The organism is Gordonia sp. UCD-TK1, assembly GCF_001691435.1.
GTDB lineage: Bacteria > Actinomycetota > Actinomycetes > Mycobacteriales > Mycobacteriaceae > Gordonia > Gordonia hongkongensis.
Map to the genome: position 1 here is coordinate 79,652 of NZ_LZMP01000010.1, position 19,722 is coordinate 99,373.

Consider the following 19,722-nt stretch of genomic DNA (forward strand, 5'->3'; position numbering starts at 1 on the left):
ATGAAGAATGAAAGGAAAGACACGATGGGATTCAGCGACAAGGTCGGCAACAAGGCCGAGGACCTCTCGGGTAAGGCCAAGGAGGCCGCCGGCGATGTGACCGGTGACGACCAGCTCAAGAGCGAGGGCAAGGGCGATCAGCTCTCCGCCGCCGTCAAAGACGGCGTGGAGAACGTGAAGGACGCCGCGTCGAACATCAAGGACAAGCTGACCGGCAAGTGATCATCGTCGCCGGCAGCCGAACCTCCCCGCCGGCGATGACAGGGCGAACCCCGAAGGTGCTCAGCACCTTCGGGATTCGTCCTGTTGGGGGCCAGGAACGGCCCGTCACGTCCCCTTGACGTTGAGGATCTGTCGCAGGGTGTACTCGATGTCCACCAAATCGACGGCGTCGGCCATGACCTGATCGATGTCCTTGTACGCGTCCGGGATCTCATCGACCCACTGCTCGCCGTGACGGTACTCGATCCCCGCCATCCGGGCGGCGAGATCGTCGGCGGTGAACCGCCTCCGCGCCTCGCTCCGCGAGAACCGCCGGCCGGCACCGTGCGGCGCCGAGCACAGGCCCGCGGGATTCCCCTTGCCACGCACCACATACGACCGTGTACCCATCGAACCCGGGATGACGCCCCGTACGCCCTCATGGGCGTCGATCGCACCCTTCCGGGTGAGCCAGACGTCCTGGCCCGCGTGCGTCTCCCGCACGGTGTAGTTGTGGTGGCAGTTGATCCGGTCCACCTCCAGGGATTCCGTTTCCTCGACGACGCCGGAGGCGTTGTCTGCGAACCACTTCCCGAACACCTCGACGAAACGGTCCATCATCTCCGCGCGGTTCTCGAACGCGAACTTCTGCGCCCAAGACAGATCYCGCAGATAGGCGGTCAGCTCCGGGGTCCCCTGCGGCAGGTACGCGAGATCGGCGTTCGGCAGCTTGATCCACCACTGGCGGCACAACCGCTGAGCGATCTTGATGTGCTTCTGCGCGATCTTGTTGCCGACGCCCCGCGAACCCGAGTGCAGGAACAGCCACACCACGTCGCCCTCGTCGAGGCACAGCTCGATGAAGTGGTTGCCACCGCCGAGCGAGCCCAGCTGCTCCCGCCACTTCGGCGAATGTGACAGGTCGACACCATCTTTCGTCGCCTGTTCGGCGAGGGCATCAATGCGTGGCCGGGTGAACTCGAACCGGTCCAGACCGCGGTTGTAGTTGCCGGGCGACAGCGGGATCGCGTCCTCGATCGTCCTCCGCAGTCGCCCGAGGTCCATTCCGTCGATGTCCGCGGCGCGCAGGCGCGTCTGCACCGCGATCATGCCGCAGCCGATGTCGACGCCGACGGCCGCGGGAATCACCGCGCCGGTCGTCGGGATGACGGTGCCCACCGCGGAGCCCTTTCCGAAGTGTGCGTCGGGCATGAGGGCGATGTGCGGGTGCACGAACGGCAACCGGGCGGTCTCGGCCGCTTGGGTCAGGGTGTTGTCGTCCACGTGCGATGCATAGTTCAGCACCTTGGGCGACACCTTGGTCGGCATGGAGTTCTTCCTCTCGTGTGCGCCCGGGTCAGCGGGCCCACACATCACACCGTCGAATCCCCGGTGCGGCAACCGTATTTCTTCTTCCCGATGCCACCCGGAACTCCCGCCGCCACCCGTCGCGGCGACACGACGGCGCGCAGCACTGACTCACGGGCGACACGAGACACACCAGGCGACCCGTCATGTACCGACCCGAGTCGACAGCAGATGGTCAGCCGATGACGCCGAGTGCCTTGTCCCAGACGGCGTTCTCGCGCACCTCGCCGGGACCGACCATGTCGGCGAAGACGATCGCGCCGTCGCGATCGACGAGAAAGGTCCCGCGGTTCGCGTAGCCGCGGTCCTCGTTGAACACCCCGTAGGCGCGCGCGGTGTCGCCGTGCGGCCAGAAGTCGGACAGCAGCGGGAACAGGAAACCCTGCGCGGCGGACCACACCTTGTGCGTGGGAGAGGGTCCGACCGAGATGGTCACCGTGGTCACGTCGTCGTTGTCGAAGCGGGGCTGCTGGTCACGGATGTAACCGAGCTCGCCCTGGCAGGTACCGGTGAACGCGAGCGGGAAGAACACGACGAGCACGTTGCGGTCGGCTCGCAGGGTCGACAGCGACACGAGCTGGTTGTTCTGGTCGCGCAGGGCGAAATCCGGGGCCCGGTCACCGACGGTCAGGGGCGCAGAAGGCAGAGCACCGCTCATGCTTTCTTGCCCGCGCGGGCCTTGGGCTGGACCAGTCGGGCCGCCGACCAGTCACCGAGGCTGATGGCCGACGTCTGGGTGAGTCCCGCGGTCGGGGCCGCCTCGGCGATCTCACTCGGATCGACGTAGCCGGACTTGCCGGTCTTCGGCGACAACACCCACACGAAACCGTCTTCGGCGAGCGGGCCGATCGCATCCATGAGGGCGTCGACGAGGTCGCCGTCGCCGTCGCGCCACCAGAGGACCACGACGTCGACGACGTCATCGGCATCCTCGTCGACCATCTCGGCGTCGATCGCGTCCTCGATGTCAGCGCGCAGTTCGTCGTCGGTGTCCTCGTCCCAGCCGAGTTCCTGCACGACCAAGCCTGCGGTCAAGCCCAGTTTCTGGGCGTTGCTACCGTCTGTGGCGGCTACCACCGCGCGTGACCTCCTGAAGATTCGTGGATCGTTCTGTGCGTCGTCTGTGGCGAATCCGCGTGCGCTCCCGCACGCCGTTCGCCTGTCAGCATAGGCAACAGCCTAGAGCCTCACATTGCAAGCCGAACGCCGTCAGGGATTTCGGGCGTTTCGCACCGGTTCCGTGACCGACCCGCCCGATCGTTACCCACAGCGGGGCGGAACAAACCGTACCCAGCGGCGCGAGGCGGACGGCGGCGTCAACCCCCGGGTCGCTCGGCCGACGTCGTGGCGGGAACCGACGGTCGAGGTGTGGCCGAGGACGTGGCCGGGAGCGGCGTGTAGGTACCGCACACATCGAGCAGGCGCTGTTTGGTGCGAGACCACTCGCTCGACACCGGGTTCAGGCCGGCACGCAGTTCGCGACTGATCGCGTTCTCGAGGCGCGCGGTCGACGCGAGGAACGCCCGCGCCGGCGTGGAGACGGCCGCTGGCGACGTCTCGGTGATCTTGGGGCGGATCCCGTCGGCACCGGCGATGAGACTGGCACGTGCCTTCTCGTCGAGATCCCCGACCCCGGCGTAGGTCTGCGCCGCGTTCAGCCGGGCGACGAAGGCGTTGAACCCGCGGACCATCACGACCATCGACGCCATCGACTCGCGGCAGAGCTCGACACCCTCGGCACGCACCTCCGCGGCCGCCGAGGCGGACAGTTCGGAGCGGTACACCGCCACCTCGCCGGGCGCCGGCGCCCCCGCGCCATCGACGGTCGACGCGCACGCCCCCGACAGGGCCGCGCCGAGTGCGATCGTGGCCGCGGTCGCCGACCGGACGGCACGACCCCGGCGCCGCCCGTCGGCCGCGCCTCCTCGATCCGGCATCCACTCCCCCTACTGGTCAGTAACCGTTTCTGGACGCTACCGCATCACGCCGATCGGGACACGCGACACGGATCCACCCGGTGCCAAGCCACCCCACATGGGGCACGATGAGGGTAGGCGCCGCACCACATCGGAGTGCGGTGCCGACGCCATGCGGTCGGACCACCACCCCGAGTTCGGCCTGTCAGAGGGAGTAGGCATCACCGTGACCAACCAGATGGACCAAGCGACACAGGACGTCTCGCCGAGCGCCGCCGGGAACACCGGCCCCAGCTCGAACGGACGTGCCGCCGGACAACGAGTCCGGGTCATCCGTGAAGGAGTCGCGTCCTATCTGCCCGACATCGACCCCGACGAGACCGACGAGTGGCTCGACTCGTTCGACGCCCTCCTCGACGCCGCGGGCCCTGGTCGCGCCCGGTACCTGATGTTGCGTCTGCTCGAACGCGCCGGCGAGAAGCGGGTGTCGATTCCCGCGCTCACCTCCACCGACTACGTCAACACCATCCCCACCGAGGCCGAACCCTGGTTCCCCGGTGACGAGGACGTCGAACGCCGATTCCGCCAGATGATCCGGTGGAACGCCGCGATCATGGTGCACCGCGCACAGCGCCCGGGCGTCGGCGTGGGCGGCCACATCTCCACCTACGCCTCGTCGGCGTCGCTGTACGAGGTCGGCTTCAACCACTTCTTCCGCGGCAAGGACCATTCCGGCGGCGGCGACCACATCTTCATCCAGGGCCACGCCTCCCCGGGCATCTATGCCCGCGCCTACCTCGAGGGCCGCATCGACGAGGCCCGCATGGACGGGTTCCGGCAGGAGCACAGCCACGCCGGCGAGGGCGGCGGTCTGCCGTCGTACCCGCACCCGCGACTGATGCCGGACTTCTGGGAGTTCCCGACGGTGTCGATGGGCATCGGCCCCATGAATGCCGTCTACCAGGCGCGGTTCAACCACTACCTGCACGACCGCGGCATCAAGGACACCTCCGACCAGCACGTGTGGGCCTTCCTCGGCGACGGCGAGATGGACGAGCCGGAATCGCGCGGCTTCGCCAGCTTCGCGGCCACCGAGGGCCTCGACAACCTGACCTTCGTCATCAACTGCAACCTGCAGCGTCTCGACGGCCCCGTGCGCGGCAACGGCAAGATCATCCAGGAGCTCGAGTCGTTCTTCCGCGGTGCGGGCTGGAACGTCATCAAGGTCATCTGGGGCCGCGAGTGGGACTCGTTGCTGCACGCCGACCGTGACGGCGCGCTGGTCAACCTGATGAACACCGCCCCCGACGGCGACTTCCAGACCTACAAGGCCAACGACGGCGCGTTCGTCCGCGAGCACTTCTTCAACCGCGACCCGCGCACGAAGGAACTCGTCAAGGACCTCTCCGACGCCGACATCTGGAACCTCAAGCGCGGCGGTCACGACTACCGCAAGATCCACGCCGCCTACGCGTCGGCGATGACCCACAAGGGCCAGCCGACGGTGATCCTGGCCCACACCATCAAGGGCTACACGCTGGGCAAGCACTTCGAGGGCCGCAACGCGACGCACCAGATGAAGAAGCTGACGCTCGACGATCTGAAGGCCTTCCGCGACAGCACTCGCATCCCGATCTCCGACGAGCAGCTCGAGAAGGACCCGTACCTGCCGCCGTACTACCACCCCGGCAAGGACTCGCCGGAGCTGCAGTACATGCTCGACCGGCGCAAGACCCTCGGCGGCTTCCTGCCGAGCCGGCGCACCAAGGCGAAGGTGCTGAAGGCCGACATGAGTTCGGCACTGAAGGCCACCGCGAAGGGCTCGGGCAAGCAGCAGGTCGCGACCACCATGGCGCTCGTGCGCGTCTTCAAGGATCTGTTGCGCGACAAGGAGGTCGGCAAGCGGATCGTGCCGATCATCCCGGACGAGGCGCGGACCTTCGGTATGGACTCCTGGTTCCCGACCCTCAAGATCTACAACCGCAACGGACAGCTCTACACCTCGGTCGACGCCGAACTGATGCTCGCCTACAAGGAGAGCCCGGAGGGTCAGATCCTGCACGAGGGCATCAACGAGGCCGGGTCGGCAGCCAGCTTCGCCGCGGTCGGCACGTCGTACTCGACCCACGACGAGCCGATGATCCCGCTGTACATCTTCTATTCGATGTTCGGCTTCCAGCGCACCGGTGACAGCTTCTGGGCCGCCGCCGACCAGATGGCGCGCGGTTTCATCATCGGCGCGACCGCGGGCCGCACCACGCTGACCGGTGAGGGCCTGCAGCACGCCGACGGGCATTCGCCGCTGCTGGCCGCGACCAACCCCGCCGTCGTCTCCTACGATCCGGCCTTCGCCTATGAACTCGGCCACATCGTCGAGAGCGGTATGGAGCGCATGTTCGGCGAGGACCCGGAGAACGTCTTCTACTACCTGACCGTCTACAACGAGCCGATCAGTCAGCCGGCGAAGCCCGAGGGACTCGACCCGACCGGCATCGTCAAGGGCGCGTACCGGTTCCAGAGGGCGCCGGAGGGCACCGAACACCCGGCCAACATCCTCGTGTCCGGTGTGACCATGCCCGACGCACTGCGCGCCGCCGACATGCTCGCGGAGGAATGGAACGTAGGCGCCGACGTCTACTCGGTCACGTCGTGGAGCGAGCTCGCCCGGGACGGGATCCGCGCCGACCGCGAGGTACTGCGTGATCCGGCCGCCGAGCCGGCGCCGGCGTACCTGACCGAGCTGCTCGTCGACGCCGCCGGCCCGTTCGTCGGTGTCAGCGACTACATGCGCGGAGTGCAGGAGCAGATCCGGGCATACCTCCCGGGCACCTACCTCACGCTGGGGACGGACGGGTTCGGGTTCTCCGACACGCGTCCGGCGGCGCGACGGTTCTTCAACGTCGATGCCGAGTCCATCGTCGTCGCGGTGCTCGTCGCGCTCGCCCGTGACGGCAACATCGAGATGTCGGTGGCCAAGCAGGCCGCCGACAAGTACCGGATCGACGACGTCTCGGCCGCACCCGAGCAGACCAGCGATCCGGGAGTCGCCTGACCGGTCGCGCCGACGGACACGGCCTCCACTCGTCCTCGGTCGGGGAACCCACTCCGGCCGAGGGGCTAGATTGAGGTCGTGTCCGATGCGCGCGTGAACAGGAAGCAGCCACCGGCTGACGTGTTCGGTGAGCGGGGCGCGCACGTACCGGCACCCGCCACCGTGCACGACGCGCTGCCGGACACGCTTCTCCGGCGGGTCAAGCAGTACAGCGGCCGACTCGCCACCGAGGCGGTCCATTCGATGCAGGACCAGCTACCCTATTTCTCCGACCTCGACGCCGCGCAGCGCGCGAGTGTGCAACTCGTCGTGCAGACCGCGGTGGTCAACTTCGTCGAGTGGATCCAGGACCCCGAGGGCAATGTGAAGTTCACGGTCCAGGCCTTCCAGGTGGTCCCGCAGGATCTCGCCCGCCGCATCACGCTGTTGCAGACCGTCGAGATGGTCCGCGTGGCCATGGAGTTCTTCGAGAAGTGGCTGCCGCTCCTCGCCCGCAACGATGCCCAGCTCCGTGCGCTGACCGAGTCGGTGCTGCGCTACGGACGCGAGATCGGTTTCGCCGCGGCAGCGATCTACGCGTCGGCCGCGGAGTCACGCGGGGCGTGGGACTCCCGGCTCGAGGCCCTCGTCGTCGACGCGGTGGTCCGCGGCGACACCGGGCCACAATTGCTCTCTCGCGCAGCGGCGCTCAACTGGGACTCGGATGCGCCGGCCACCGTGATAGTCGGGACGCCGCCCCCGGAACAGAACGTGTCGGTGCCACTGGCGATCCACAACACGGCCAAGTCCTTCGACCGGTCGGCCCTGTCGGTGGTGCAGGGTTCGGTGCTGGTGGCCATCGTGAGCGGTCCCGCCCGTCCGACCGAGAAGTTCGTCGGCGCACTGCTCTCCCACTTCGCCGACGGTCCGGTGGTGATCGGTCCGACCATGCCGAACCTCGGCAGCGCGCACTCGAGTGCCACCGAGGCCATGGCCGGGATCGAGGCGGTGGCCGGCTGGCCGAGCGCACCGCGGCCGGTCCACAGTCTCGAACTGCTACCCGAGCGCGCGCTCAACGGCGACGAGTCAGCGATGACCGCTTTGATCGAATCCCTCGTCCAGCCGCTCGCCGAGGGCGGTGCGACGCTGAGCACCACTCTCGAGGCCTACCTCGACTCCGGCGGCTCGGTCGAGTCCTGCGCCCGAATTCTGTACATCCATCCAAATACGGTTCGCTACCGACTGAAGAAAATTTCGGAAATCACAGGACGTGACCCAACTAACCCGCGCGATGCCTACGTTCTGAGGGTCGCGTCGACGGTGGGTCGACTGACACACTTCCGGCACAAATCGCCAACATCTGCCACATGAGTCACACGGGTTTCATGTCCGATTCACCGTTTGTGCTGATAGGAGCCTTAAGAACACGGTTCGGTAACAAATCTCAGACTGATGACGAACCAGGTGACCTCTAGGTCTCCTTTGTGGGAACCCCACAAAAGCCCGCGACAAGCTTCATGCTTCTCCACACCCACATCCCCCGGGTAAAGGGTGTTCTCTGGTCACGTGCTTTCGATGCTTGCTCCCGGACAGGGATCTCAGACACCCGGCATGCTCACGCCATGGCTCGAATTGCCGGGCGCGCGTGACCAGATCGCCACCTGGTCCAAACAGACCCGTCTGGACCTCGAACGCCTCGGCACCACCGCCACGGCGGATGAGATCACCGACACCGCCGTGACCCAGCCGCTCGTCGTCGTCGCCGCACTGCTGGCCTACGACGAGGTGCGCAAGCACGGTGAACTGCCCGCCGACGCCGTGGTCGCCGGCCACTCGGTCGGCGAACTCGCCGCCGCCGCGATCACCGGTGTCATCTCGGCCGACGAGGCCGTCACGCTGGCCGCGCTGCGCGGCTCGGAGATGGCGAAGGCGTGTGCCCTGCAGCCCACGACCATGGCCGCGGTCCTCGGGGGCGACGAGGCGGCCGTCCTCGCACGCCTCGACGAACTCGATCTCGTCCCCGCCAACCGCAACGCCGCCGGGCAGATCGTCGCCGCCGGCGCGGTCGCGCAGATCGACGAGCTCATCGCCTCGCCGCCGGAGAAGGCCCGGATCCGCGAGCTCGCGGTCGCCGGCGCGTTCCACACGCACTTCATGGCCCCGGCGCAGGACGCCGTCGCCGCAGCCGCCGCCCGCATCACGCCCGCCGATCCCACCCGGACCCTGCTGTCGAACTCCGACGGACAGCCGGTGACGAACGGAGCCGACGCGCTGGCCAAGCTGGTGGGGCAGGTGACCAGGCCGGTCCGCTGGGATCTGTGCTCGGCGTACCTGCGCGACCACTCGGCCCACGCCCTGGTAGAACTTCCCCCGGCGGGGACGCTGGTGGGCATCGCGAAGCGCGAGCTCAAGGGCACCCCCGCGCTGGCGCTCAAGGAGCCCGGCGACATCGCGAAGATCACCGAACTTGGATAGCGGTCGCGGGTAGTCCGCGATCCCCGGAACGTCGGCCTCAATGTCGGCGTGTCCAAGCGCGCGGACTTCTCCGTCCGTGCTGCGCTCCGGAAATCTCACATCCACGTAGGAAGACGAAAGGGAACCACACAGTGGCTGCCACCCAGGAACAACTCATTGCCGGCATCGCCGAGATCATCGAGGAAGTCACCGGCATCGAGCCGTCCGAGGTGACCCTCGAGAAGTCGTTCGTCGACGACCTCGACATCGACTCGCTGTCCATGGTCGAGATCGCGGTCCAGACCGAGGACAAGTACGGCGTCAAGATCCCCGACGAGGATCTGGCCGGCCTGCGCACTGTCGGCGACGCGGTCGCCTACATCCAGAAGCTCGAGAGCGAGAACCCCGAGGCCGCAGCTGCCATCAAGGCGCAGGTCGAGGCAGACGAGGCCTGATGACCCCCTCTTCCCTCCGCGAGTACTCCACGCTGGGTGGGAACTTCCCGAGTGTGGTGGTCACCTCCATGGTGGCCACCACCTCGTTGGGTGGGGATCTCGACTCGACCTGGAAGAACCTGCTGGCCGGCGAATCGGGCATCCGTGAGCTGACCGACGACTTCATCACCAAGTACAACCTCCCGGTGCGCATCGGTGGTCGTCTCCTCCAGGATCCCGCCGAGGAGGTCACGCGCATCGAATCCCGGCGGATGGCCTACGTCGAGCGCATCTCCCACGTGATGAGCAAGCGCCTCTGGGCGCAGGCCGGCGAACCCGACGTCGACAAGGACCGCCTCGCGGTCGTCATCGGCACCGGTCAGGGTGGCGCCGACGCGATGGTCGACGCAGTCCAGGCCATGGAGGGCACCGGCAACTACCGCAAGGTGTCCCCGCTCGCCGTCTCGATGGCGATGCCGAACGGACCGGCGGCCGTCGCGGGACTCAACGTCGGCGCACGCGCCGGCGTGATCACTCCCGTCTCGGCCTGTTCGTCGGGCGCCGAGGCCATCGCGCACGCCTGGCGGCACATCGTCATGGGTGACGCCGACATGGTCGTCACCGGCGGCGTCGAGGGTCACATCGACGCGGTGCCGATCGCCGCGTTCTCGATGATGCGGGCGATGAGCACCCGTAACGAGGACCCCGCAGCGGCGTCGCGACCGTTCGACAAGGATCGCGACGGTTTCGTGTTCGGCGAGGGTTCGGCGATGCTGATCCTCGAACGCGAGGAACACGCCCGCGCACGCGGTGCACATATCCACGCCCGCCTGCTCGGTACCGGCATCACCTCCGACGGATTCCACCTCGTCGCCCCCGACCCGAGTGGTCAGGGCAACGCGCGGGCCATGACCCGAGCACTTCAGACCGCTGGTCTGCAGCGCTCCGACATCACCCACATCAACGCGCACGCGACGTCGACCCCCATCGGCGACACCGCCGAGGCCGCGGGCATCCTCGCCGCCATCGGACAGCACGCGGCGGTGTACGCGCCGAAGTCCGCGCTCGGACACTCCATCGGTGCGGTCGGGGCGCTCGAGTCGGTTCTGACGATCAAGAGCGTCGAGGAAGGCGTCATCCCGCCGACCCTCAACCTCGAGAACCTGGACCCGGAATGCGACATCGACGTCGTGCACGGTGAACCCCGGTACGGGCAGATCGATTACGCGATCAACAACTCGTTCGGTTTCGGTGGGCACAACGTGGCGCTCGCCTTCGGTCGCTACTGAGCATCACCGCCACACCCCCGACACCCAGGAGACATCGATGACGACCTTGGCTCCCGTTGCCGGCCGCGAAGAAGCCGCCGATCCCCGCGACCCGCTGTTGCGGCTCACCAACTTCTTCGACGAAGGCACGATGTCGCTGCTCCATCCGCGCGACAAGTCGGGCGTCCAGGCCGCCGTCGGACTGGTGCACGGGGTCCGTACGGTCTCCTACTGCACCGACGGCACCGTCATGGGCGGCGCCATGGGTGTCGTGGGGTGTGCGCACATCGTCAACGCCATCGACACCGCCATCACCGAACAGGCGCCGGTCATCGGCATCTGGCACTCGGGTGGCGCCCGCCTCGCCGAGGGTGTCGAGGCGTTGCACGCGGTGGGACAGGTCTTCGAGGCGATGGTGCGCGCCTCGGGCTACATCCCGCAGATCTCGGTGGTCGTCGGCTTCGCCGCCGGCGGCGCCGCCTACGGCCCGGCGCTCACCGACGTCGTGATCATGGCGCCGGCCGGCCGGGTCTTCGTGACCGGCCCGGACGTCGTCAAGAGCGTCACCGGCGAAGAAGTGGACATGGAGTCGCTGGGCGGCCCGACCACCCACGGCAAGAAGTCCGGTGTCTGTCACATCGTCGCCGACTCCGAGCCCGACGCGCTGTGGCGTGCACGGCGTCTGGTGTCGACGTTCACCCAGCAGGGACATTTCGACCGCGAACACGCGCGGGCCGGCGACACCGACCTCAAGGCCCTGCTGCCGGAGTCGAATCGGCGCGCCTACGACGTCCACCCGGTCGTCGAGCAGTTGCTCGACTCTGGTGTCGCGGCCGACGGCGAGACCCAGATCTCGAGTTTCGAGGAGCTGCAAGCCAAATGGGCACCGAACATCGTCGTCGGCTTCGGCCGGTTGTCCGGACGCAGCGTGGGGATCATCGCGAACAACCCGCTGCGGATGGGCGGCTGCCTCAACTCCGAGAGCGCGGAGAAGGCATCGCGTTTCGTCCGCCTCTGCGATGCCTTCGGCATCCCGCTCATCGTCATCACCGATGTGCCGGGTTACTTGCCCGGCGTCGGCCAGGAGTGGAACGGCGTCGTCCGCCGCGGCGCGAAGCTCTTGCACGCGTTCGCCGAGGCCTCGGTCCCCCGGGTCACGCTGGTGACCCGGAAGATCTACGGCGGCGCCTACATCGCGATGAACTCGCGTGCGCTCGGCGCCACCGCGGTGTTCGCCTGGCCGGGCTCCGAGGTCGCCGTGATGGGCGCGAAGGCCGCGGTGGGCATCCTGCACAAGAAAGCTCTCGCCGCAGCGCCCGACGACGAGCGTGAGGCCCTGCACGACCGTCTCGCCGCCGAGCACGAGGCGATCGCCGGCGGTGTCGGCCGCGCACAGTCCATTGGCGTGGTCGACGAGATCATCGACCCGGCGCACACTCGCAGCATCATCGCCGAGGCGCTCGCCGCGGCACCCGCGCGCCGCGGTCGCCACAAGAACATCCCGCTCTGACGCGTCGCACAGACGACGAAAGTGCCCCGGTCCACGAGGACCGGGGCACGTCTCGTTGTAGTTCGTCCCCCTGCTAACCCACCCGCTGCTGCAACCAGGTGACCTCGGCGCCGGCACCGCCCATGCGGTACTGCTCGAGCGCGTTGTCCCACGCGGTTCCGAGCGCGCCTTCGAGTTCACCGGCGAGACCGGCGCTGTCGGGCTGCGATTCGATCATCGAACGCAACTGGTTCTCGCCGATGATGACGTCGCCGTTGGCGCTCGTGGAGCCGCGCCAGAGGCCGAGTCCCGGGACGTAGCAGAACCGTTCACCGTCGACACCCTCGCTGGGGTTCTCGGTCACCTCGAAACGCAGCGCCGACCACTCCCGCAGCGCCGTCACCAGACGAGCCGCGGTACCGACCGGACCCGCCCAGTCGACAGTGGCACGCTGCATGCCGGGTTCGGCATCCTGTGCCGACCATTTCAGGTTGGCGCGCGCATTCAGGGTCGACGACAGAGCCCACTCCACATGCGGGCACAGCGCCACCGGCGCCGAGTGGATGTAGACCACTCCTGTTGTCATGTCCGCAAACTGATTCAGATTGCGCACCTTGTTCACCTCCGTTGTCGACGAGGAACGTCTTCCCCAACACACCTCGCGACAGCGAATATCACATTCGTAGGGTCAATTGTGCCCCATGATGCACGTGTTGCGCTAGTTTCTCCTGCGAGAAAAATTCAGTTCTGTGACGAGAGTTCATCAACGACACGATCGTTGAACTCGCTCCACAGCGGCTTCGCCCATGGTCCGAAGAGCCGATCCGTCAGCACGACGCAGGCCGCGTCGAGCGCCGGATCCACCCAGAGGAACGTGCCGGCCTGACCGAAGTGCCCGAACGTCCGCGGGGAGTTCCTCGTCCCGGTCCAGTGCGGCGACTTCTCGGACCTGATCTCGAAGCCGATCCCCCAGTCGTTGGGACGGTGCTTGCCGTACCCGGGGACGAATCCGTCGAGTCCGGGGAACCGCACCGACGTCAGCGTCCCGAAGGTCTCCGGCGCCAGCAGGCGCGGATCCAGCAACTCGCGGGCAAAGGCCGCCAAATCCGCCACGCTCGAGCGGGCGGCATGCCCGGCCGGCCCGTAGAGCGTCGTCGACGACATCTCCAGCGGCGCGCACACGGCTTCGGAGAGATAGCGGCCGAACTCGATACCGGTCGCCTCGGCCACGACCTCCGAGGCCACCTCGAAGCCCGCGCTCGAGTAGATCCGCTGCTCCCCCGGCGGGGCCTCGACCTCGCGGGTGTCGTAGGCCAGGCCGGACGCGTGCGAAAGCAGGTGGGCAAGGGTCGACCCCGACGGCCCGGCCGGGTCGTCCAGCTCGACGGCTCCCTCCTCGACGGCGACGAGCACCGCGTAGGCCACCAGCGGCTTCGTGACCGAGGCGAGCTCGTAGACGCGAGCGGGGTCGCCGAACTGGTCGGCGACCCCGTCGCGGGTGATGATCGCCGCCGACACGTGGTCGACGGGCCATTCCGTCAGAGAATCAAGGACAGACACATCGGGTCACGTTACCCGGGTGCTCACCAGTCCTCTTCGGTGTAGCGGATGACTCCGCGGATGTTCTTGCCGTCCAACATGTCCTGGTAGCCCTCATTGATCTGGTCCAGACGGTACTGCCGGGTGATCATGTCGGCGATGTTGAGCTTGCCGATCTTGTACATCGACAGCAGCTGTGGGATGTCGAGCTTCGGGTTGGCACCGCCGAAGATCGAACCCTGCAGATTCTTCTGGAGCAGGGTCAGCATGGCGAGATTGAGGTTGACATCGCTCTCGAGCATGTTGCCCATACCGGTCAGGACGCAGGTGCCACCCTTGGCGGTGATACCCATCCACAGGTCGACGTCCTTGCCGTGGACCTCGCCGACCGTGACGATCACCTTCTGGCACATGCCGCCGTGAGTGGTCTCCGCGATCGCCATGGCCGCCTCTTCGACCGTGGCGAAGGCCGCGGTGGCACCGAACTTGAGCGCCTGCTCCCGCTTCCACTCCACCGGGTCGATGGCGAACAGGTTGCGGGCGCCGGAGATGACCGCGCCCTGCAGGGCCGCGGTACCCACGCCGCCGACACCCACGATCGCGACGTCCTCCCCCGGTCGTACGTCGCCGCTGCGGGTCGACGAGCCGTAACCGGTGGGGATGCCACAGCCGCAGAGCGCCGCGACCTCGAACGGGATGTCCTTGTCGATCTTCACCGCCGAGGCCTCGTGCACGACCATGTACGGCGCGAAGGTGCCCAGCAGCGTCATCGGGTAGACGTTCTCGCCGGCGGCGGTCTGGATCCGGAAGGTGTTGTCCGACACCGCCTCGCCCTGCAGCAGCATGGCGCCGAAGTCGCACAGGTTGGCCATTCCCGACTGACACGACGGACACTTGCCGCACGACGGGATGAACGACAGCACGACGTGGTCGCCGACCTCGAAGTCGGTGACTCCCTCACCGACCTCGGCCACGACGCCCGCACCCTCGTGACCACCGAGGATCGGGAACCCGGCCATCGGGATGCCACCGGTCATCAGGTGATGATCGGAGTGGCACATGCCGGCGGCTTCCATCTTGATCTTGATCTCGTGGGCCTTGGGATCGCCGATCTCGATGTCCTCGATCGCCCACGGCTTGTTGTGCTCCCGCAGCAATGCACCCTTTGTCTTCACTGAACTCCTCCGTTCGAACCCGGCGACGTCTCGCACCGGGAGGATCTACTCACTCCGACGGTTGCCGCCATGACGTGACAGTAGTCACTCAACCACAAAATTGGAACGTGTTCTAGTGCGTGTTTCTTGGCGCGTCGATGCCGGCGGTGGTCGGGACGGACGAGACCACGACGACCTGGGCGCGAGTGCTCGCGCCCAGGTCGGAGGGTGTCGACGTCGCCGAGGTGTCCGACGACGGTGGATACGACGGCGTCAGTCGGCCAGGCCGGCGTCCTTGCTGCCGTAGCTCTGGCGCAGGGTCGGCTTGACGACCTTGCCACCGGCGTTGCGCGGCAACTCGTCGACGATGACGATGTCCTTCGGATGCTTGAACCGCGCGAGGTTCTCGTTGAGGTACGGCTCGAGGTCGGCGAGCGTCAGGTCCTCGACGCCTTCGGCGAGCACGATCACCGCGACCGGCACCTCACCCCACTTCTCGTGTGCGCGACCGATGATCGCCGCCTCGGTGATGCTCGGATGACCGAAGAGGACGTTCTCGACCTCGGCGCAGTAGATGTTCTCGCCACCGGAGATGATCATGTCCTTGGCGCGGTCGACGACGTAGAGGAAGCCCTCCTCATCGGCCCGGACCAAGTCACCGGAGTGGAACCAGCCGCCGGCGAAGGCGTCGGCGGTGCCCTGCTCGTTCTGCCAGTACCCCTTCATCATGTTCGGACCGCGGTAGACGATCTCGCCGACCTCACCCTGCGCGACGTCGTTGCCCTCGGGGTCGACGATGCGCGCGGTCACGGCCGGGACGACCTTTCCGATGGAGCCGATCTTGCGCAGGGCATCCTTGCCCTCGAGTACGCAGGTGATCGGCGACATCTCGCTCTGTCCGAAAACGGCGACGTTGAGCGCCTCCGGGAAAGTCTCGTTCATCGCGTTCAGGACGGTGTCCGACGCCGGGGCCGCACCCCAGCTGATCACGCGCAGCTTGAGATCACGCGGCTTGGCCTGCTGCGCGGCACAGACGGCCTGCCACTGTGCGGGCACCAGGAAGATCGAGGTGGTGCCCTCGCGCTCGATGGTGTCCAGCATGTCGTCGGGGTCGAACGCGCCGAGCGGATGGATCACCGAGAGAGCGCCCATGTAGAACAGCGGCGCCATGGCGCCGAGGCCGGCGATGTGGAACATCGGGGCAACACACGAGCCGATGTCGTCGGAACGGGTCTGCAGGGCCTGCAGACAGGTGACCGCCTGCGCCTGCATGTTCGTGTGGGTGAGCATGGCGCCCCTGGGCTTTCCGGTCGTGCCCGAGGTGTACATGATCAGCGCGACGGTCTCCTCGGGAACGTCTATCTCCTCGAGATCCGACGAATCCTCGGCGACGAGCGCCTCGTAGTCGAGGTGATTGTCCTTGTCCGAACCGCCGACCACGATGGTGTGCTCGATCGCTCCGGTGGAGGCGCCCGCGGCGTCGGCCAGCGGGGCGAGCAGGGTCTCGGTGACGATCACCTTCGCGCCGCTGTCGTTGACGAGAAACGCGACCTCGGCCGGGCTCATCCGGATGTTCACCGGCACGGGGATGGCACCGATCAGGTTCGCACCCAGAACCGCTTCGACGTACTCCGAGCGGTTGAGCAGGACGATCAGCACACGATCGCCGAACTGCACGCCGCGGCGGCTCAGTGCGGCCGCGAAGGCGCGGCTGCGCTCGTCGAGTTCCTTCCAGGTGGTGATGTTGCCCAGGAACTTCAGCGCCGGCTTGTCCGGGGTCATGAAGGCGTGGCGGCGGATCTGGTTGTTCCAGTGGTTGCGGCGCGAACGCAGCGGCTCGGTGGCCAGGTCGCTGAAGGTGTCGACGGTCGCGGTCATACGATCGGTCTCCTCGTTGTCTCTCTGGTAGTGATGGGGTCGGGAACGGTTGTGGTACAGCGATTCCGACGTGTCGCGGCGCTCACTTGGAGGCGCCGGCGAACGCGGTGATGGCCGCCTGGAACTCCGGGGACTGGAGCAGTTCGGTCTGGCCGTCGAGTTCTCGTTCGATCGCGGCCTCGAAACCGGACATCGTGTGCGCGTCGAGCGCGGCCTTCGTGAGCCGGAGCGCGGCAGCGCTCTTACCCGCGAGCTTGCCGGCGACCTTGCCGACCACCTCGTCGAGCGCGGCACGATCCTCGACGACGCCGTTGACGAGTCCGGCGTCGAGAGCCTCTGCGGCACGCAGCTTCTCACCGAGCAGCGCCAGCTCGTTGGCACGCACGCGACCGACGGCCGTCGCGAACGACATCGAGGCGGCGCCGTCGGGCATGAGACCGATGTTGACGAACGCGAGCAGGAAATACGACCTGGCCGTCGTATAGATGAGGTCGGCACCGAGTGCGAGCGACGCACCGATCCCCGCGGCTGCACCGTCGACGGAGGCGATCACCGGGACCGGGACCGAACGCACGGCCCGGATGAGATCAGAACCTCCGGAGATGATCTGACGCGCCTGCGTCGGAGTGAACCCGGAGGCGCCGCCCGCGGTCGACTGTTCGGCGAAGCCCCGGACATCGGCGCCCGCACTGAAACTGCCGCCCGCGCCGTCGATCACGATCACGCGGACGTCGTCGCGAGTCGACCACTCCGCCAACGTGTCCTCGATCGCCTGATGGGCCCCGCCGTCGAGGGCGTTCATCCGTTCCGGACGAGAAATCGTCAGGCGCCCGATCCCGGAGTCGTCCACCGATGTGATGACTCCGCCGCGCGTGATCTCTTCGCTCACTGCTCTCCCCACTCCAGGCCGGCTTCTCGTAGACACAGCCCCCCGCATCTGTGCCATCGCCTAGATTATTACCACAATGCGACGCAGATCACGAGAATCTCGGTTAACTTATCAGACCTGCAAGCCGGTCTCTGCTGCAGTTTTTCCGGTCGATGCCGAAATTTGTCACGAGAACGTGGTCTCCGGATAGGCTCTGTCGTCATGACCGCCCGCCCGCAGACGTCGCGCCCGGACACCGGCGCCCGGCGTCGTCGTCCCGCCGACCGGCGACGCATGATCGTCGACGCCGCGGCGAAGGCCTTCAGCGACGGCGGGTACCACGCGGTGCGGCTCGACGACATTGCCGACGCCGTCGGCATCTCCACCCCGGCGCTGTACCGGCATTTCCCGAACAAGTACGCATTGTTCGCCGAGACCACCGCCGACCTCGCGACCGGCCTGCGCGACGTTCTCGACACCGTCCCGGAGGGGTCGCCCGAGGAGTTGCCCGCACTCCTCGAGGCGATCACCGCCACCTCGTTCGACAATCGTCGCCGCGGTGGGCTGTACCGGTGGGAGTCGCGCTACCTCGAGCCCGCCGACGCCGCGATCGTCCGCGATGTCGTCGTCCACCAGCATCGTCGTGTGCGTGCCGCCGCCCGCCGGCTGCGCCCGTCGCTGACCGATCTCGACGCCAATCTCGTTGCCGCGGCGATGATCAGCGTCGCGGCGAGTCCGACGACGCATCGCGCCTCGTTGCCGGCCCGCGAGGCGACAGCGTTGATGTCGGCCGCCGCGATCGGCCTGCTCGAAGTCGAGCTGCCAGAGCCGACCGACCCCGAGCCGCCGTCGGTGACCGGACTCGCCCCGGCCGCCAAGCGCGAGGTCATCCTGACCGAGGCGATCGAGCTGTTCGCCGCCCGCGGGTTCCGGGACGTGACGATCGAGGACATCGCACACGCGGCCGACCTGCCGGCATCAGGCGTGTACCGCCACTTCCCCAGCAAGGTCGCCATTCTCGAGGCCTCGTTCTGGCGCGCGACCGACCGGGTCACGTCGGCCATCTCCGACGCGCTGGCGGCGTCGACCACGCCCCGCGAGGCGATCGCCGCGATGGTCGCCTCGTACATCCGGTTATCATCCAGCGCAACCGATCTCATCGCGATCTACGAAACCGAGATCGGGCACACGACTCCACAGGCACGCGAGGAACTACGCAACCAGCAGCGGATCACCGTGGACGAGTTCGCCACCKGGCTCACCCGCGTCCGCGACGAGCTGTCGCTCTCGCAGGCGCGCTTCCTCGTACACGCTTCCCTGAACGTGGTCACCGACCTGTCGCGTCAGTCCCTACCGCCCTCCCCCGACCGGATCGACGCACTGGCGATGCGGATTCTGTTGCACGGCTGACTATCTGATGACCGGCAAGCACGCCGGACCCCGCTCCCTGATCCGAAAGAACTGCAGAACCCGAGAGACGTGCTGAGCCACTGCTCCCTGAGGTGCGAGCGAAGCGAGCCACGAAGGGCTTCGCAACGTGTCTCACCAGGCCCTTCGTGGCAGTGAGAATGGGTGTGGGTGGTTGACCGGGTTTGGGTCTGACTTACTTCGTGGCTGACGGTGCTGTCATGGGCGAGATGTGTCGGCCCGGAACTCCGGTCGATCACCTGCACCAAGTGACCTGTGAGGACCGGGGCGGGTGTGACCTGATTAGGACCCTGTCTGGCTGGTAGGCCGTGACTCTTCACTGTCCTGTCCACCCGCCCCGGTGAGGTCATCCCACACCGCAGCGAAGGAGACCCCGCCAGAATGTCGGAGACAGCAGTGACCACGCAAGTGGTCGTACTCGGAGTCGACACCCATCAACAGACCCACCACGCCGCGATCGCCGCCACCGACGGCCGCCCGCTGGCCGATCGCGAGTTCCCGACCACCACCGCCGGCTACACCCAGTTGTGGCAGTGGGCGTGTGGCTTCGGCCGCGTCGAGGATGCCGCAGTGGAATCGAGCGCCTCCTACGGGGCCGGGTTGACCCGGATGCTCACCGCCGAAGGGGTGCGAGTGATCGAGGTCAACACCCCCGATCTGCCGCGCCGCTACGCCCACGGTAAGACCGATCAAC

The 19,722-nt window shown here is 67.2% G+C and carries 18 protein-coding genes; 9 read left to right on the forward strand and 9 right to left on the reverse strand.

Annotation, left to right across the window (positions count from 1 at the left end; all coding sequences use genetic code 11):
* Positions 1-24: 24 nt before the first annotated feature.
* The gene (locus A9310_RS07785; protein ID WP_058252045.1) at positions 25-222 is read left to right on the forward strand and encodes a CsbD family protein; all 198 of its coding nucleotides are present in this window, start codon (positions 25-27) and stop codon (positions 220-222) included.
* 105 nt (positions 223-327) lie between these two features.
* On the opposite strand, the gene A9310_RS07790 is transcribed toward A9310_RS07785, so the two are convergent.
* The 4 genes from A9310_RS07790 to A9310_RS07805 form a co-directional block, all read right to left on the reverse strand.
* Positions 328-1,530, reverse strand: a complete 1,203-nt coding sequence (locus tag A9310_RS07790; protein ID WP_065630084.1) for an RtcB family protein — start codon at positions 1,528-1,530, stop codon at positions 328-330.
* A 214-nt stretch (positions 1,531-1,744) separates the two neighbouring features.
* Complete coding sequence (locus A9310_RS07795; RefSeq protein ID WP_058252047.1) at positions 1,745-2,227, reverse strand: peroxiredoxin; 483 nt, start codon at positions 2,225-2,227, stop codon at positions 1,745-1,747.
* Positions 2,224-2,646: a DUF3052 domain-containing protein gene (locus A9310_RS07800; RefSeq protein WP_058252048.1), complete on the reverse strand. Its 423-nt coding sequence runs from the start codon at positions 2,644-2,646 to the stop codon at positions 2,224-2,226. Before A9310_RS07800 ends, A9310_RS07795 begins: the two co-directional genes overlap by 4 nt.
* 239 nt (positions 2,647-2,885) lie before the next feature.
* Positions 2,886-3,506, reverse strand: coding sequence for a hypothetical protein (locus A9310_RS07805; protein WP_058252049.1), 621 nt, complete (start codon positions 3,504-3,506; stop codon positions 2,886-2,888).
* Between the two features lie 151 nt (positions 3,507-3,657).
* On the opposite strand from A9310_RS07805, the gene aceE reads away from it, so the two are divergent.
* The 6 genes from aceE to A9310_RS07835 all read left to right on the forward strand — a co-directional run bounded on the left by aceE (position 3,658) and on the right by A9310_RS07835 (position 12,182).
* Entirely contained in the window at positions 3,658-6,537 is a 2,880-nt protein-coding gene (gene aceE, locus A9310_RS07810) for a pyruvate dehydrogenase (acetyl-transferring), homodimeric type (protein ID WP_065630085.1), read from the forward strand.
* Positions 6,538-6,615: 78 nt separating this feature from the next.
* Entirely contained in the window at positions 6,616-7,887 is a 1,272-nt protein-coding gene (locus A9310_RS07815) for a CdaR family transcriptional regulator (RefSeq protein WP_065630086.1), read from the forward strand.
* 195 nt (positions 7,888-8,082) lie between these two features.
* Positions 8,083-8,991 carry an ACP S-malonyltransferase gene (locus tag A9310_RS07820; RefSeq protein ID WP_065630087.1) on the forward strand — a complete coding sequence of 303 codons (909 nt, stop codon included), beginning with the start codon at positions 8,083-8,085 and terminating at the stop codon, positions 8,989-8,991.
* 131 nt (positions 8,992-9,122) lie between these two features.
* Positions 9,123-9,425 (forward strand): meromycolate extension acyl carrier protein AcpM, encoded by a 303-nt coding sequence (acpM, locus tag A9310_RS07825; protein WP_058252053.1) that lies wholly within the window; start codon positions 9,123-9,125, stop codon positions 9,423-9,425.
* Positions 9,425-10,693, forward strand: coding sequence for a KasA/KasB family beta-ketoacyl-ACP synthase (locus tag A9310_RS07830; RefSeq protein ID WP_065630088.1), 1,269 nt, complete (start codon positions 9,425-9,427; stop codon positions 10,691-10,693). Before acpM ends, A9310_RS07830 begins: the two co-directional genes overlap by 1 nt.
* A 37-nt stretch (positions 10,694-10,730) precedes the next feature.
* Complete coding sequence (locus A9310_RS07835; protein WP_058252055.1) at positions 10,731-12,182, forward strand: acyl-CoA carboxylase subunit beta; 1,452 nt, start codon at positions 10,731-10,733, stop codon at positions 12,180-12,182.
* Between the two features lie 73 nt (positions 12,183-12,255).
* On the opposite strand, the gene A9310_RS07840 is transcribed toward A9310_RS07835, so the two are convergent.
* From A9310_RS07840 to A9310_RS07860, 5 genes are all read right to left on the reverse strand, one after another.
* Positions 12,256-12,774, reverse strand: coding sequence for a DUF3145 domain-containing protein (locus A9310_RS07840; RefSeq protein ID WP_010841193.1), 519 nt, complete (start codon positions 12,772-12,774; stop codon positions 12,256-12,258).
* Positions 12,775-12,902: 128 nt separating this feature from the next.
* The gene (locus A9310_RS07845) at positions 12,903-13,721 is read right to left on the reverse strand and encodes a serine hydrolase (RefSeq protein WP_065630089.1); all 819 of its coding nucleotides are present in this window, start codon (positions 13,719-13,721) and stop codon (positions 12,903-12,905) included.
* 23 nt (positions 13,722-13,744) lie between these two features.
* Positions 13,745-14,875 carry an NDMA-dependent alcohol dehydrogenase gene (locus tag A9310_RS07850; protein WP_065630090.1) on the reverse strand — a complete coding sequence of 377 codons (1,131 nt, stop codon included), beginning with the start codon at positions 14,873-14,875 and terminating at the stop codon, positions 13,745-13,747.
* Positions 14,876-15,127: 252 nt separating this feature from the next.
* Positions 15,128-16,732, reverse strand: a complete 1,605-nt coding sequence (gene fadD5, locus A9310_RS07855; RefSeq protein WP_065630091.1) for a fatty-acid--CoA ligase FadD5 — start codon at positions 16,730-16,732, stop codon at positions 15,128-15,130.
* Positions 16,733-16,814: 82 nt separating this feature from the next.
* Complete coding sequence (locus A9310_RS07860) at positions 16,815-17,621, reverse strand: enoyl-CoA hydratase-related protein (RefSeq protein WP_065630092.1); 807 nt, start codon at positions 17,619-17,621, stop codon at positions 16,815-16,817.
* 201 nt (positions 17,622-17,822) lie between these two features.
* Between A9310_RS07860 and A9310_RS07865 the strand changes: the two genes are divergently transcribed.
* Both A9310_RS07865 and A9310_RS07870 read left to right on the forward strand, forming a co-directional pair.
* Complete coding sequence (locus A9310_RS07865; protein ID WP_065630093.1) at positions 17,823-19,010, forward strand: TetR/AcrR family transcriptional regulator; 1,188 nt, start codon at positions 17,823-17,825, stop codon at positions 19,008-19,010.
* A 399-nt stretch (positions 19,011-19,409) separates the two neighbouring features.
* Positions 19,410-19,722: transposase (locus A9310_RS07870; protein ID WP_139104560.1), on the forward strand; the 313-nt coding region annotated here is incomplete at its 3' end.

What these genes read in the sequence shown, in the direction of transcription:
- A9310_RS07785 (WP_058252045.1), top strand. Translation starts at nt 25, where the DNA reads ATGGGATTCAGCGACAAGGTCGGCAACAAGGCCGAGGACCTCTCGGGT.
- A9310_RS07795 (WP_058252047.1), bottom strand. Translation starts at nt 2,227, where the DNA reads ATGAGCGGTGCTCTGCCTTCTGCGCCCCTGACCGTCGGTGACCGGGCC.
- A9310_RS07805 (WP_058252049.1), bottom strand. Translation starts at nt 3,506, where the DNA reads ATGCCGGATCGAGGAGGCGCGGCCGACGGGCGGCGCCGGGGTCGTGCC.
- aceE (WP_065630085.1), top strand. Translation starts at nt 3,658, where the DNA reads ATGCGGTCGGACCACCACCCCGAGTTCGGCCTGTCAGAGGGAGTAGGC.
- A9310_RS07830 (WP_065630088.1), top strand. Translation starts at nt 9,425, where the DNA reads ATGACCCCCTCTTCCCTCCGCGAGTACTCCACGCTGGGTGGGAACTTC.
- A9310_RS07835 (WP_058252055.1), top strand. Translation starts at nt 10,731, where the DNA reads ATGACGACCTTGGCTCCCGTTGCCGGCCGCGAAGAAGCCGCCGATCCC.
- fadD5 (WP_065630091.1), bottom strand. Translation starts at nt 16,732, where the DNA reads ATGACCGCGACCGTCGACACCTTCAGCGACCTGGCCACCGAGCCGCTG.